This window comes from Flagellimonas algarum (genome assembly GCF_040513375.1).
GTDB classification, from domain to species: domain Bacteria; phylum Bacteroidota; class Bacteroidia; order Flavobacteriales; family Flavobacteriaceae; genus Flagellimonas_B; species Flagellimonas_B algarum.
Genome location: NZ_JBEVTG010000001.1, coordinates 818,411 through 832,369, shown reverse-complemented (window position 1 = coordinate 832,369; position 13,959 = coordinate 818,411). Strand labels below are relative to the sequence as shown.

Below are 13,959 nucleotides of genomic sequence, written 5' to 3'. Positions count from 1 at the left end.
AGAATGAGATTGACCTATACCTGTACGGCCTGTAAGAAGCAGAACTATCTTAAGATCCGTGAGCAAACCCGACCGGCCCTCCAAATGCGTTTGAACAGCGATGAGGTTCGTGTGAATTGCGATCACTGTGGCAAGATGGATAAAAAACACATCAACCGTATCACAGCGGTCGCCGATAATCGGATCTTGTTGGCCGGTTTCATAGGAGGGGTGTTGATCAGTGCCATCATGGTCTTTATTTTCGGTTGGCTGGCCGCCGCGATACTGTCCATTCCGATTTTTGTTTGGCGGTATGAAAATGACAGCGCCCATAAGTTTAACTCGTTTACCATAAAAAGAAAGTAATGCTTGATAAAAACGGAATCGCGAAGCGCATCGCCCAAGAAGTACAAGACGGGTATTATGTCAACCTCGGTATCGGGATCCCCACCTTGGTGGCCAATTTCGTCCGTGATGATATCAGTGTCGAATTTCAAAGTGAGAACGGGGTGCTCGGCATGGGGCCTTTTCCATTTGAAGGTGAAGAAGATGCCGACATCATCAATGCCGGCAAGCAGACCATCACTACCTTGCCCGGGGCCTCATTTTTCGACTCGGCCCTGAGCTTTTCGATGATCAGGGGGCGACATGTCGACCTGACCATATTGGGGGCGATGGAAGTCGCCGAGAACGGCGATATCGCCAATTGGAAAATACCCGGTAAAATGGTCAAGGGCATGGGGGGGGCCATGGACCTGGTCGCCTCTGCCGAAAACATCATCGTAGCCATGATGCACACCAACAAGGCCGGGCAGTCAAAGTTATTAAAGCAGTGTAGTTTGCCGCTGACCGGGGTCGGTTGTGTAAAAAAGATCGTGACCAACATGGCCGTTCTTGAGGTCAAAGATGGAAAATTCCACCTTTTGGAACGTGCTCCCGGGATCACCGTTGCCGAAATCGAAGCGGCCACCGAAGGCGATTTGGTAGTGGGCGCGAACACCCCTGAAATGGTGATATAGGGCCCCGATTTTGTTAAAAAATAGACCAAGTGTTCTACTTGCCACAACATCAGTGGGTTTGACAACACAATTTTTGCGGTAAGATTATCGTTTGATAGTTTTGATAAGTGTAAATTTTTCGTGAAATTAACCTACTAATTTTTGTACCATGGTCACCGAATTTAACCAAGCACCTGTAGAAGAAGAAATACAGGTCTACCGCTCTGATTTTTTCAGCGGTTTCACCAGATTGGTCAAAAAGCTCTTTATGTTATAAGACAGACCAACAACTACTCAACAAGATTAAACGGGATTGCCAATGCGGTCCCGTTTTTTTTTGCGCTATTTTTAGGCATGTCCTTAAGACTCGAAGCCTGCACCCTCAATGATGTTGACCTCTTGGTCAAGGTATCGCGTGCCACCTTCAAGGCGGCATTTGAAGCGCAAAATGACGCCGATGACTTTGCTGCCTATTTGACCACGGCCTTTTCAAAAGAAACCCTGGCCGACGAACTCACCCAAACCCATACCGATTTTTATTTCTGCCATGGGGCCGATGGCTTGGTAGGGTATATGAAGTTGAACGCTTTCGATGCGCAGTCGGAACTGCGGGAACCGGAGGGCATGGAACTCGAACGGATTTACGTCTTGCCCGAATTCCAAAACCGAAAGATCGGGCAGTACCTGTTACAACAGGCGTTGGACATTGCCAAAGCCCGATCAAAGCGATATCTTTGGTTAGGGGTGTGGGAACGCAATCTTAAAGCGATCCGTTTTTATGAGCGCCATGGCTTTGAGAAATTCGGCACCCACCCTTACCTGATCGGTGCTGACGAACAGACCGATTGGCTCATGCGCAAAACACTATAAGATGAAAAGAATACTTGCCTCCATTTGGATGCTCTTGCTAATGGCCAGCGGACTCCAAGCCCAAGACATGCACTTTCCTGAACGTGGAGCCGACTGGCCGAACGGTCAAGAAGCGGCCTTTAATGCCGATCGGTTGCTGAAAGCCGTACAATTCGCAAAAGAGAATGAGTATTCAGGCAGTCGCGATCTGCGGCTTGCCATCATCAAGGGGTTCGAACGCGAACCCTTTCATGAACTATTGGGCCCCACCAAAAAGCGGGGTGGCCCGGCGGGTATGATCTTGAAGAACGGCTATGTGGTCGCAAGCTGGGGCGATACCAAGCGGGTCGATATGACCTTTAGTGTGACCAAGAGCTTTTTATCGACCGTGGCCGGGTTGGCCTTCGATCGCCGATTGTTACCCGACCCCGAGGCCAAGGTCGTCCAAACGATTTGGGACGGTACCTTTCGCGGGCCGCATAATGAAAAGATCAGCTGGGCGCATTTGCTCCAACAGAATTCCGATTGGTCGGGGTCGTTGTGGGGTATCAAAGACTGGGCCGACCGGCCACCGCGAGAGGGCAGCCTCGACGATTGGAAGTTTCGTGAGCTCAAAGAACCAGGTACGGTGATGGAGTATAATGACGTACGCGTCAATGTATTGGCCTATTCATTGACACATCTTTGGCGTCAGCCTTTGCCCCAAGTCTTGAAAAAACACCTCATGGATCCCATAGGCGCTTCGACGACCTGGCGTTGGTTCGGATACGACCACGCCTGGACCGAGATCGACGGCCTTCAAATGAAGTCGGTGACCGGCGGTGGCCATTCTGGAGCAGGGATCTTTATCAGTGCTGAAGACATGGCCCGATTCGGACTGCTTTTTTTGAACAAGGGCGTGTGGAAGGGCGAACGCCTACTCAGCGAAGCCTGGATCGAAAAGGCTTTGACACCATCGACCCCCAATGCCAATTACGGGTATATGTGGTGGTTGAACCAAAAGGGATCCCGCCATTGGGACGGTCTTGCCGAGAACTTATTCTACGCTGCCGGTTTCGGGGGCAATTTCATCGTGGTCGACCCCAACAATGGGTTGGTGGTGGTCACCCGTTGGTTAGAACCCAATAAAATCGGTGAATTCATGGGGCTGGTGACCCAGGCCCTACGGTAAGCCGCTTACAGGCCCATCATATCTTCGAGAAAAAGCGCATCGGCCTCGGCCTGAAGGCGTGCGGCGATCGAGTTTTCGAAAGCGGCATGCAGCAAAAGGGCGATGGCCTTGGCATTGCCCTTGGTCAGGCTGTTGGTGCGGTAGACGACATCGCGTATGGTCGAGAAACTCACATTGCTGCGCAAGGCGACATTGGCAAAATCATTTTTACTGGTATTGCGTCGCAACAGGTTCGAAAGCCGTTCACTGATCGGTTTGCCATAGGCCTCGTTTTGAAACAAGGCGTCGTGCTGTAAGACGAGTCCATACTTCTTTGCTGATTTCATTGGATTTTGAGAATTAGTGGTTCAACAGTATTTCGATGGGAGTAGCTTTTTCTATATTTGCTTGTAACTGAATTACAGATATGCTAATTATTACAACAGGTATAGTACATATATGTAAAATATTTGCATAATAATACAATATTCGTGTATATTATTAAGCGACTGCGACAAAAAAAGCAAATCAGCCAAACGGATTTGGCCGAGGCTATCGAAGTTAGTTTACGTACCATCCAATTGTATGAAAAGAAGGATGCGAATATCCCGAACAAGAACCTAACGAAGATCGCCGACTATTTTGGAATGAGTATCGCTGAACTCTATATCCATGAGGTCAATGAGGAAGCGAGTCCTTATTTGAGTAAGAAAGTCTTTGCCAAGAATGGGACCATTGGTTATCCTATTGCCAACGGAAAGGTCATGGTCATGGCCCCTGTATTATTGTTGGAAGAGCAACAACGGTATCTGCAGGCCATAGACAAAACGGCCTTCATACAAGAGCTATTTCAAAACGGCTTTCTTTTGGATTTTGTGGGGGATGGATTGCACCTTGCTTTTGAAATCGGAGGGGACGCTATGGACGATAAGACCAAAAACGCCATCCCCAATGGCAGCTTGGTTTTGGGAAGAAAAGTCTCCTTTGAGGAATGGGTACAATTCGGGGCCGATCACCAAGCCGAGCCCTTGATTCTTGTGCTACAAGAACGAATCATTTGCAGGGCGCTAATGCAAATCGATATGGAAAAGCAAGTGGTGCAGTGTCGCAATTTGAATAGGGCTCCCGAGTATCAGGATTTTTCGATTCCTTTTGAACAGATCAATGAAGTATTCGTTCTTGTTCGTAAGCAACTGTGATACTCAATCGGCATTTACCATTGAAACCACCTGAAACAAATGTCCTTTAAAGTAGGTAACCTAAGTAAACGAGAAGTTGATCAGCTTGTTGGGCCGCCAATTAAACAGGTATGGTATAAACCTGAACGTACAGGGAGTCCATCAGTATTTCTAAAAAAATGGCAGGGCAGATCTGATTCATCGCCATCCTTTCCAATCGATTCTAGATGTAATTTTGAGTATCGGCCCAAGGGTATCATTGTGCATGCCAATTATTCGAATAACACCAAGCAGCTGGTAATTCCATTTATTCTTATTACCAAAGTTGAACTAATTCGTGGAACTGAGAGTGTGAATCCGATTCGGTTCTACCCCATGTGGTTGCTTTTGAAATTTGGGGTGCCGCTCTTACGTGCCCGTTATTTTGGTTTGAGTAAACGACAATATGCAATAGAGGAAGCGACCTTAACTTTGACCACCACAGATCACGAAATTGGATTTATTGGTAACGGCTTCGATTTTGAAGCACTTTTGCGTTTTTTCAAACGCCTTAAATTAAACGAAAGGTTAATCGTTCAAATGTGAATGGGGAATTGCCCTAAGAGGATATCCCATTTAAAATTTCAGCCGCCCGATCCAAGGTCGCTTGGGTCTTGGCAAAACAAAAGCGGAGTTGCTTAAGATCCAACCCATCGACATTAAAGACCGAAACGGGGATGCTGGCCAACCCGTTTTCTTTCACCAGGCGTTCGGCAAAGGCGACATCGCCCTCGTCGGTGACCTCCGAATACTCCAACAACTGAAAATAGGTGCCTTGGGCCGGGGTGTATCCAAAGCGGGAGCCTTCGATGGCCTGTAAAAAGTAATCGCGTTTCTCTTGGTAAAAGGCAGACAGCCCCAAATAGTGTTCCGGGGTCTTAAGATAGGTTGCCAACGCCCGCTGCACCGGGTGGTTGACACAGAACACATTGTATTGGTGCACCTTTTGAAACTCTTGCATCAGGGCTTTGGGGGCGAGGCAGTAGCCCATTTTCCAACCGGTCACATGAAAGGTCTTGCCGAACGAGGCACAGATCAGGCTTCGGGCCCGCAGGTCGTCGTATTTGGCCACACTTTCATGCGACTGCCCGTCAAAGACGATATGCTCATAGACTTCATCGCTCAACACCAAGACATCGGTGTCACGTAAAAGGCGTTGCAGGGTCTCCAGATCGCTGGAGGTCAAGATGCTTCCTGAGGGGTTGTGCGGGGTATTGATGATGACCATCCGGGTTTTGGGCCCGAGTACTTGCTTAAACGCATCCCAATCGATGCGGTACTCCTTTCCGACCAATTGTAAGGATACACAGATCCCACCATAGAGTTCGATGGCCGGCTCGTAACTGTCATAGGCCGGTTTGAAGACGATCACCTCATCACCCGGGTGCACGAAGGCTGAGATGGCCGTAAAGAGTGCTTGGGTCGCTCCGGCGGTCACCGTGACCTCGGTTGCGGGATCATAATCGGCTCCATATAGTACTTCCATTTTTTCGGCAATGCATTCGCGCAGCGAATAGATGCCCTGCATGGGGGCGTATTGGTTGTAGCCTTCTTTTTGAGCCTGGTCGACCAGTTGCAGCAGCTGTGGGGCCACCTCGAAATTCGGGAACCCCTGCGAGAGATTGACGGCCCCATGTTCATGGGCCATTTGGCCCATAACGGTAAAGATGGTCGTACCCACTTGGGGCAGTTTCGATTCAATCGGCATGTTGTTGTAGTGTATCTAAATGGTCGAGTACCTGCCGTAGGCAGCGGTCGAGTTCTTTTTTGATTTCCTTGTCCCAGAACCGGAAAACGGTATACCCCAGTTCTTGCAAGGCTTGGTTGACCTCACGGTCGCGTTGCATATTGCGTTCGATCTTAGCGATCCAAAACTCCCGATTGCGTTTCAATTTGGCCTTGCGCCGTTCCCAATCGTGGCCGTGCCAGAATTCCCCATCGATAAAGATCACGGTCTTGTAGCGGTTCAAGGCGATATCGGGGCGTCCGATCAGTTTTTTATAGTCGATGCGATAGCGATACCCGGCTTGCCATAGTGCTTTGCGAAATTCCAATTCGGGCTGGGTGTTCTTACCGCGGATCTTGCCCATGATCTTCGAACGTTCGGGCGTGGTGTAAAAACCCGCGGCTTCGTTGAAGCGGGGTACTTTGATCCGTTCTTGTTCGTAAGACGTTCCCATAAACCACAAGATACCCCGCCTAGTTCAGAAAATCAAAACGAAAGGGTCCTTAGTCATAGGCATGGAAGAGCACGACCACATCGTCGGCATGGTTGTCGACGTTCAGGGTAAAGCCGTCAACCGTAAAGGAGGTCAAGACCATGGTGGTCAAACCGAGCAGGTTGCCGTTCTGGTTGCCATAGCGAATACCCAGGCAATGACTACTCGAGGCATAGCGTGAGATATCGTTGATGGAGTTTCCCGACCCCCCAAGATAAATGGTCTGTTGCACGATGCTGCCGGCATCGTCGCGTGCAAAACCGTTGGCCGTACCAAAAGAATTCGCCAAACCGGAATTGTTGTTGCCGACGGCATTGTCAGAATTCAAGTTCAAGACCTCCACATTGGCATGACCCACAAAACTGATCTGCGACGGTTGAAACGGAATTCCGGAAATCGTGATGGTACCGGTACCGGTGATGATGAATTGCCCGAAATATGCCGAAGAGGATTGGTTGTATTGCTCGGTCCACGTCGTCCCGTCAAAGACATAGATCCTATTGGTGTCGGTCGCATAGGCCAAGTCGCCCTCAGCTGCCCCGGTAATGGCCGTGATTTCTGCCAAGGTACCGGTCGGAAGTCCCATAACGGAACCTGAATCGATCTGGGCTGCCAAATACGAAGTAAGTATACAGCACAAAAAGGTATGCCAATAGTTCATAGCGTGGGGGAGTTTCCTTAAAATTAGTTCAAATTTTCGATATGGCCCCAAATGAAAAAACCCGCCAATGGGCGGGTTGGTATACTTTAAATCGCTAAGCGGTTATCCTTTGAAGGAGGCGGATAGGAACTCGCGGTTCATACGCGCGATGTTCTCCAAGGAGATGCCTTTCGGGCATTCAACTTCGCAAGCCCCGGTATTGGTGCAGTTTCCGAAACCTTCCAAGTCCATTTGGCGCACCATGTTCTGTACCCTTTCGGCGGCCTCGACCTGACCTTGTGGCAACAGGGCGAATTGTGAGACCTTGGCTGAGGTGAACAACATGGCACTGGCATTTTTACACGCGGCCACACACGCACCGCACCCGATGCAGGTCGCAGCGTTGAAAGACTTGTCGGCCATTTCCTTTTCAATCGGTATGGCGTTGGCATCGACCGGTCTTCCTGAGGTGTTCACCGAAATGTACCCTCCGGCTTGTTGGATCCGATCGAAAGAACTACGATCGACGATAAGGTCCTTGATGACTGGAAAAGCCGTGGCCCGCCATGGTTCAATCACGATCTCGTCACCATCGTTAAAGCTTCTCATGTGCAATTGGCACACGGTGATGCGCGAATCCGGTCCGTGGGGCCTTCCGTTGATCATCAACGAACAGGTACCACATATCCCTTCACGACAATCGTGGTCGAATTCTACGGGTTCTTCCCCTTTTGAAATCAATTCTTCGTTCAAAATGTCGAGCATTTCCAAGAACGACATATCGCTCTCGACCCCGTCAAGGGTATAATCGACCATTTTTCCTTTGGCTCCGGCATTGGCCTGTCGCCATATTTTCAAATACAATTTCATAGCTATATTTCTTCTTTTTTGTCAAAGACCATGTCAAGGCCACTGGTCCTTCCTAATATAAAATTGAACAGCATGGCTCCGATCCATCCGATGATGAACCCGATCACACCGTACAGGATCGGCATAAAAAGCATAAAGACCCCAGTACCCAAAATACCTAAACCGGCATTTTCGAAATCGGCAGCCGCCCCGATCAAAGAAATGAACAAAAACATGGGAACGATAATGATCAACGATAATAAGGCGTAAAGCGCACCGGCGATCATGCCCCATTTCAAGGCATCGATTTTCTTAAGGGTAAGGGTTATGGTCTTCATAGGCTTATTTATAGCTTCGTGTTTTGAGTTCGATGTTTTCATAGACCAGGTCTTCTTTGTGCAACTTGGCCTTGCTCGGATCCCCTTGGTATTCCCAGGCAGAGACGAACTTGAAGTTTTCGTCATCACGCAAGGCTTCACCTTCAGGGGTTTGGTATTCTTCCCTAAAATGGCCGCCGCAAGATTCATTGCGTTCAAGGGCATCTTTGGCGAAGAGCTCACCCAATTCCAAAAAGTCGGCTACCCTACCCGCTTTTTCCAACTCCTGGTTTTTTCCATCGGCACTTCCGGGCACCTTCACATTGGCCCAAAAATCAGCACGTAATTCGGCGATTTCCTTAATGGCCGACTTCAAGTCCTTTTCGTTACGCGACATGCCACATTTATTCCACATGATCTTGCCCAACTTTTTGTGGTAATGGTCTACGGAGTTGATGCCGGCACCGGACATTAATTTATCGATGCGTTCGCGAACGTTCTTTTCGGCGGCTTCGAACTCGGCTGAATCCGTCGGGATGGCCCCGGTACGGATATCGTGTGAAAGGTAATCGCCAATGGTGTATGGCAAAACGAAATACCCATCGGCCAACCCTTGCATCAGGGCCGAGGCCCCAAGGCGGTTTGCCCCGTGGTCGCTGAAGTTCGCTTCACCGGCGGCATAACAACCGGGAATCGTGGTTTGTAGGTTGTAATCGACCCAAAGTCCGCCCATGGTATAGTGTACGGCCGGGTAGATTTTCATCGGGGTCTTGTATGGATTTTCATCCACGATTTTTTCATACATCTGGAAGAGGTTCCCATATTTGGCTTCGACCACTTCTTCACCCAATTGCCGTACGGTGGCATCATCAGGGTTCTTCATACCCGAGGTCAAGGCCTTTTCACGACCATACCGCATGATGGCCGAACTAAAGTCGAGGTATACGGCCTCTCCGGTTTTGTTCACCCCAAAACCTGCATCGCAACGTTCTTTCGCGGCCCGCGACGCTACATCTCGTGGTACTAGGTTTCCGAAGGCCGGATAACGACGTTCCAAATAGTAGTCACGATCTTCTTCGGCCAACTCGGTCGGCTTTAAACGCCCTTCGCGTATCGCGATGGCATCTTCTTTTTTCTTGGGCACCCAGATTCGACCGTCGTTCCGAAGCGATTCGGACATCAAGGTCAATTTCGATTGGTGATCGCCAGAGACCGGAATGCAGGTTGGGTGGATTTGCGTAAAACATGGATTTGCGAAATACGCCCCACGCTTATGTGCTTTCCAGGCGGCCATTACGTTGGCCCCCATACAATAGGTCGACAAGAAGAACAGGTTACCGTATCCGCCGGTGGCCAAGACCACGGCATGGGCACTGTGGCGTTCGATTTCACCGGTCACCAAATTTCGGGCGATGATTCCACGCGCCTTGCCATCGACCAAAACCAGGTCGAGCATTTCATGACGGGTATGGCTCTTGATCTTTCCCCTTTGGATCTGCCGGTTCATGGCGGCATAGGCCCCGAGCAACAATTGTTGTCCGGTCTGTCCTTTGGCGTAGAAGGTACGCGAAACCAATACCCCTCCGAATGAACGGTTGTCCAATAAGCCCCCGTACTCACGGGCAAAGGGCACTCCTTGGGCGACGCATTGGTCGATGATATTGGTCGAAACTTCAGCCAATCGGTGTACGTTGGCTTCACGTGAACGGTAGTCGCCCCCTTTGATGGTATCGTAAAAAAGGCGGTAGACGCTATCACCGTCACCCTGATAGTTTTTAGCGGCGTTGACCCCACCTTGGGCCGCGATCGAGTGCGCCCTTCTTGGGGAATCTTGATAGCAGAAGGTCTTGACGTTATAACCGAGCTCGGCCAGTGTGGCCGCGGCCGATCCACCGGCAAGGCCCGTACCTACCACGATGATGTCGATGTTCCGCTTATTGGCCGGGTTGACCAAATTGATTTCGTTCTTATGCTTGGTCCATTTTTGGGCCAAGGGTCCTTGTGGGGCTTTGGATTCCAATACTCCCATAATTAATGTGTTATCGGGTTAAGGTGGTGGTAAAGTGCAATGAAGGCGAAAGCTAACGGAACCACCACGGCGAACGCTTTGGCGAATCGCTTGATCGCCGGCGTGTATTTATTGTTCAGACCCATGGACTGGAACGACGATGCAAAGCCGTGCCATAGGTGCAAACTCAAAAGCAAAAAGGAAACCACATAAATCACGGTTCTCCAAAAAGGCGCGAATTTCTCTACCGTTTCGGCGTAATAACGCGTGGGATCTTCGGGGTTGGCAGCGACGTATTTATAGGTCATTTCATGGATCCAGAAATCGTAGAAATGCAACCCTAAAAAAGCCAAGACCACCAAACCGCTGTAGATCATGTTGCGCGAGACCCAAGGGGCGTTGGCACTGCCTTTGAATTTCGCATAAGACACGGTTCGCGCTTTTTTGTTTTTGATTTCCAATATGAAACCCATCACGAAATGCACGATGACCCCCACAATGAGGATCGGCTGCATGATGAATTGGACGATCGGGTTGTACCCCATAAAATGGGACGCTTCGTTAAAGAAATCCGGTGAAAATACCGAGGCGAGGTTAATGGTTACGTGTAAGACTAAAAAAGTGACCAAAAAAAGACCCGAAAGCGCCATGACATATTTTCGGGCAAGCGAAGATTTTATCAATCCACCCATGTGATTTGAATTTTAACAAAGGTACGTCACGACTGAGTTTTTAACAAATCTTGCTGATTTGGCCGCTCTTATTTAGAAACGTTATAACCAAGCTGCGAACTGTTTCAAATTTACCGGGCTTAAGCGCTATTTTCGGTATGAAACCCTCAACAAAAAGCGATTATTAACGGCAATTTCATCTTGATACGCCTGCTTTTCGGTTATTTTGAGCGATATTGAGTCGTAATCGACTTGCTGCTATCCTATGGATATCGCCATACTTTCCGTCAGCCTTACTGTGCATTCGACACGTCGTATCGTGGAGGAGGCCCAAGCATTGGGCCATTATGTCGAGCTCATCGACCACACGAAATGCTCGGTTAAATTAGGTGAAGGAAGGCCTCGAATTTTTTTAGGTGAAGAAGACGTAACCAACGAGTTCGATGCCATCATTCCGCGCATCGGCGCCAAGGTCACCAAACATGGTTCGGCCATCGTCAAGCAATTCGAAATGAACGAGGTGTTCAGTACGGCCCGTTCGCTGGGCATCACCCGCGCTCGAAACAAGGTACGCACCCTACAGATCATGGCCCGAAAAGGCATTCCCATTCCGGAGACCTTGTTTTCGATCAATCCGAACAACATCGAGGCCCAGATCAAATTGCTGGGCGGGGCACCGGTCATCATCAAATTGCAAGAAGGTACCCAAGGTCTGGGCGTGATCTTGGCCGAGACCAAAAAATCGGCCAAATCGATCATCGATACCTTTTATAAGATGGATACCAGCATTTTACTACAACGGTATATCGAAGAAGCCAATGGTGAAGACATCCGAATTATCGTAGTCGGCAATCGCGTTGTGGCCAGTATGAAGCGCAAAAGCGATCTTGACGATTTTCGATCCAATGTGCATCGAGGGGCCGATACGGTAGCGATAGAACCGACCTCTAAAGAAAAGGAAATCGCCCTAAAGGCGACCCGATATTTGGGGTTGGGAGTGGCCGGGGTCGACTTGATGCGCTCCAAAAAGGGCCCTGTATTGATCGAGGTGAACGCTTCGCCCGGACTCAAGGGTATCGAAGCGGCCAGTGGGGTCAACGTGGCCAAACATATCATTCAATTCGTAGAACGCAATGCCTTTCGAAGAAGAAAATAAAACGATATCCATCAATGGCGAATCGGTCTTGCCAGGGCAACGGAAGTTGGTCAAGATCAATATCGCACGCTTGCCTACCGGAACGCTGATCGATATTCCCGTACACGTGTTCAACGCCAAAAAGAAAGGCCCGACGGTGTTGTTGCAAGCGGGCTTGCACGGCGATGAGATCAATGGGGTAGAGACCTTAAGGCGGATGCTGGAAAATGATGATTTCCAAATCAAGAAAGGGGCGGTGATCGTGGTACCCATCCTGAACATTTTCGGGTTCATCCACTTTTCAAGAGATGTGCCCGACGGCAAAGATGTCAACCGTAGTTTTCCCGGTCGTAAGAACGGGTCATTGGCGAGTCGGATCGCCTACCATTATACCCAAGAGATCTTGCCGCAGATCGATTTCGGGATCGATTTGCATACAGGTGGCGGGCAACGTCATAATTACCCCCAAATCCGATTTACCGAAGGTGATACACAAAGCGAGGCCTTGGCCGAGCGGTTCGGCGCCCCGTTTTATTTTGCGTCGCGATTGATCGCAGGTTCGTTTCGTAAAGCGGCCTTTCGCATGGGGAAACCCATTGTGGTCTATGAGGCCGGAGAAAGCATGCGGTTTGATGAAACGGCGATTGAAATGGCCATTTCGGGCATCAAGAAGGTGTTGGGTGGTTTTGGTATGGTGACCCCACCCAAAAAGGGCAAATCAGTATCGAGCATCCGTTTAGGGGCGACCCGATGGATTCGGGCACCACGGGCGGGCATGTTCGTTCCGGAAATCGCCAATGGGGCCGAAGTGAAAAAGGGGGATTGCCTAGGAATGGTCAGCGATACCTTTGCCAAAAAGACGAAAAAAATAAAGGCCCCTTTCGATGGTTGGGTCTACTGCATCAACAACCAAGCGGTGGTGAACCAAGGCGACGCCCTATTCCATATGGGCCAAAAAGGTTAGACGTAACTGATCGAGCTATCGCGTTTCTGGATCTTATCGACACTCCACGCTATGGCTTCTTCAAGGTCGGTGAACTGCTTGATCGAATTTTTGAAGAACATGCGTTCCAAGACCAAACTGGCGAAGCTCGCCTTGGTAGTACCAACGACCGAGTAAAAGTCAAGTTGGTTACGGTTTGAAAAGAAACGGACCCAGTCTTTGGCAGCGACATCATATTCATTGACCCGGTTCGAGATGTAGGCAATGGGCATATCTTCCCCAAATATCTCATGGGCCGCATTGATGGCGCGGGTAGCCATATCGTAATCGAAAACGATCCCACCTTTGATTTCAGAAATCACCAGACCCCGGAAAAAGTAGAATTTTCCAAATTCGTACTCCCGAATTTCTCGGATGTTCTTAAAAAAGGGAATATCGGCCACCCTTTTCATGGTAGGGAATTTTAGTTTAGTTGGACCTTAAATATACTAATTCCATGGGAAAAAAGTTGCAGGAAAATACCACGCCTAACCACTACTAAATTCTGATATTCCTGCAAGATCGCTAGCTATCCATATTGTTCAGCTGGATGCCCAAAGCCTTGGTCGACAATTGCACTTCGATCAACGATAAGACCAACGAGATCATTAAGAACACCAAACTGATACCGAAACAAACGTTCGCCCAGACCTCATGTTCCACATAAATCAAGAACATGGTGACCGCAGCCAGTAAAAAACTGATGATCGCCGTGGCCTGCATGTTCTTGATAATATTGAGCCGTTTGCGTAACGATTCGATTTGCCGCTTCAAAGGCGTATCCTGACTTTCTTCGAACTGGGCGTACAATTGTCGGATCAAAGCCGCGATGGCAAGATACCTGGCGTTATAGGCCAACATCGTCAAGGATATTGCAGGAAACAGTAAGGCCGGTATGCTTAAACTCAATACCATGGGACTACGGTTTAGGATAGGGTCTCAATA

Annotated in this window: 18 protein-coding genes; 8 read left to right on the top strand and 10 right to left on the bottom strand. The window is 49.3% G+C overall.

All coding sequences use genetic code 11. The annotated features are described in order from the left end of the window. Nucleotides 1-3: 3 nt before the first annotated feature. The 4 genes from ABV409_RS03915 (at nt 4) to ABV409_RS03900 (ending at nt 2,997) form a co-directional block, all read left to right on the top strand. Nucleotides 4-345: a hypothetical protein gene (locus tag ABV409_RS03915; protein ID WP_353876241.1), complete on the top strand. Its 342-nt coding sequence runs from the start codon at nt 4-6 to the stop codon at nt 343-345. Further along, nucleotides 345-998, top strand: coding sequence for a 3-oxoacid CoA-transferase subunit B (locus ABV409_RS03910; protein WP_353876240.1), 654 nt, complete (start codon nt 345-347; stop codon nt 996-998). Before ABV409_RS03915 ends, ABV409_RS03910 begins: the two co-directional genes overlap by 1 nt. 333 nt (nt 999-1,331) lie before the next feature. Further along, nucleotides 1,332-1,847 carry a GNAT family N-acetyltransferase gene (locus tag ABV409_RS03905; protein WP_353876239.1) on the top strand — a complete coding sequence of 172 codons (516 nt, stop codon included), beginning with the start codon at nt 1,332-1,334 and terminating at the stop codon, nt 1,845-1,847. Nucleotide 1,848: 1 nt separating this feature from the next. Next, entirely contained in the window at nt 1,849-2,997 is a 1,149-nt protein-coding gene (locus ABV409_RS03900; protein ID WP_353876238.1) for a serine hydrolase domain-containing protein, read from the top strand. Between the two features lie 5 nt (nt 2,998-3,002). Here ABV409_RS03900 and ABV409_RS03895 read toward each other — a convergent pair whose 3' ends face one another. Continuing rightward, nucleotides 3,003-3,323: a hypothetical protein gene (locus tag ABV409_RS03895; RefSeq protein WP_353876237.1), complete on the bottom strand. Its 321-nt coding sequence runs from the start codon at nt 3,321-3,323 to the stop codon at nt 3,003-3,005. A gap of 144 nt (nt 3,324-3,467) precedes the next feature. Here ABV409_RS03895 and ABV409_RS03890 point away from each other — a divergent pair, with 144 nt between their 5' ends. Beyond that, nucleotides 3,468-4,175, top strand: a complete 708-nt coding sequence (locus ABV409_RS03890) for a helix-turn-helix domain-containing protein (protein ID WP_353876236.1) — start codon at nt 3,468-3,470, stop codon at nt 4,173-4,175. A 39-nt stretch (nt 4,176-4,214) separates the two neighbouring features. Next, a complete protein-coding gene (locus ABV409_RS03885) occupies nt 4,215-4,739 on the top strand; it encodes a hypothetical protein (RefSeq protein WP_353876235.1) in 525 nt (174 codons plus the stop codon). Nucleotides 4,740-4,752: 13 nt separating this feature from the next. Here ABV409_RS03885 and ABV409_RS03880 read toward each other — a convergent pair whose 3' ends face one another. The 7 genes from ABV409_RS03880 to ABV409_RS03850 form a co-directional block, all read right to left on the bottom strand. Then, the gene (locus ABV409_RS03880; protein WP_353876234.1) at nt 4,753-5,901 is read right to left on the bottom strand and encodes a methionine aminotransferase; all 1,149 of its coding nucleotides are present in this window, start codon (nt 5,899-5,901) and stop codon (nt 4,753-4,755) included. Further along, on the bottom strand, nt 5,891-6,373 hold the full coding sequence (locus ABV409_RS03875) for a very short patch repair endonuclease (protein ID WP_353876233.1): 483 nt from the start codon (nt 6,371-6,373) through the stop codon (nt 5,891-5,893). The genes ABV409_RS03880 and ABV409_RS03875 overlap by 11 nt, the downstream gene beginning before the upstream one ends. 49 nt (nt 6,374-6,422) lie before the next feature. Beyond that, entirely contained in the window at nt 6,423-7,073 is a 651-nt protein-coding gene (locus ABV409_RS03870; protein ID WP_353876232.1) for a hypothetical protein, read from the bottom strand. 102 nt (nt 7,074-7,175) lie between these two features. Further along, nucleotides 7,176-7,922 (bottom strand): succinate dehydrogenase/fumarate reductase iron-sulfur subunit, encoded by a 747-nt coding sequence (locus tag ABV409_RS03865; protein ID WP_353876231.1) that lies wholly within the window; start codon nt 7,920-7,922, stop codon nt 7,176-7,178. Between the two features lie 2 nt (nt 7,923-7,924). Continuing rightward, nucleotides 7,925-8,239, bottom strand: coding sequence for a hypothetical protein (locus ABV409_RS03860; protein ID WP_353876230.1), 315 nt, complete (start codon nt 8,237-8,239; stop codon nt 7,925-7,927). A 4-nt stretch (nt 8,240-8,243) separates the two neighbouring features. Beyond that, nucleotides 8,244-10,247: a fumarate reductase/succinate dehydrogenase flavoprotein subunit gene (locus ABV409_RS03855; RefSeq protein ID WP_353876229.1), complete on the bottom strand. Its 2,004-nt coding sequence runs from the start codon at nt 10,245-10,247 to the stop codon at nt 8,244-8,246. 2 nt (nt 10,248-10,249) lie between these two features. Beyond that, nucleotides 10,250-10,918, bottom strand: coding sequence for a succinate dehydrogenase cytochrome b subunit (locus tag ABV409_RS03850; RefSeq protein ID WP_353876227.1), 669 nt, complete (start codon nt 10,916-10,918; stop codon nt 10,250-10,252). Between the two features lie 244 nt (nt 10,919-11,162). On the opposite strand from ABV409_RS03850, the gene ABV409_RS03845 reads away from it, so the two are divergent. Beyond that, a complete protein-coding gene (locus ABV409_RS03845; RefSeq protein WP_353876226.1) occupies nt 11,163-12,053 on the top strand; it encodes a RimK family alpha-L-glutamate ligase in 891 nt (296 codons plus the stop codon). Beyond that, the gene (locus tag ABV409_RS03840) at nt 12,031-12,996 is read left to right on the top strand and encodes a succinylglutamate desuccinylase/aspartoacylase family protein (protein WP_353876225.1); all 966 of its coding nucleotides are present in this window, start codon (nt 12,031-12,033) and stop codon (nt 12,994-12,996) included. Before ABV409_RS03845 ends, ABV409_RS03840 begins: the two co-directional genes overlap by 23 nt. Here ABV409_RS03840 and ABV409_RS03835 read toward each other — a convergent pair. Then, on the bottom strand, nt 12,993-13,427 hold the full coding sequence (locus ABV409_RS03835) for a hypothetical protein (protein WP_353876224.1): 435 nt from the start codon (nt 13,425-13,427) through the stop codon (nt 12,993-12,995). The genes ABV409_RS03840 and ABV409_RS03835 overlap by 4 nt on opposite strands. A gap of 112 nt (nt 13,428-13,539) precedes the next feature. Further along, complete coding sequence (locus ABV409_RS03830) at nt 13,540-13,929, bottom strand: DUF2721 domain-containing protein (protein WP_353876223.1); 390 nt, start codon at nt 13,927-13,929, stop codon at nt 13,540-13,542. Between the last annotated feature and the right edge of the window lie 30 nt (nt 13,930-13,959).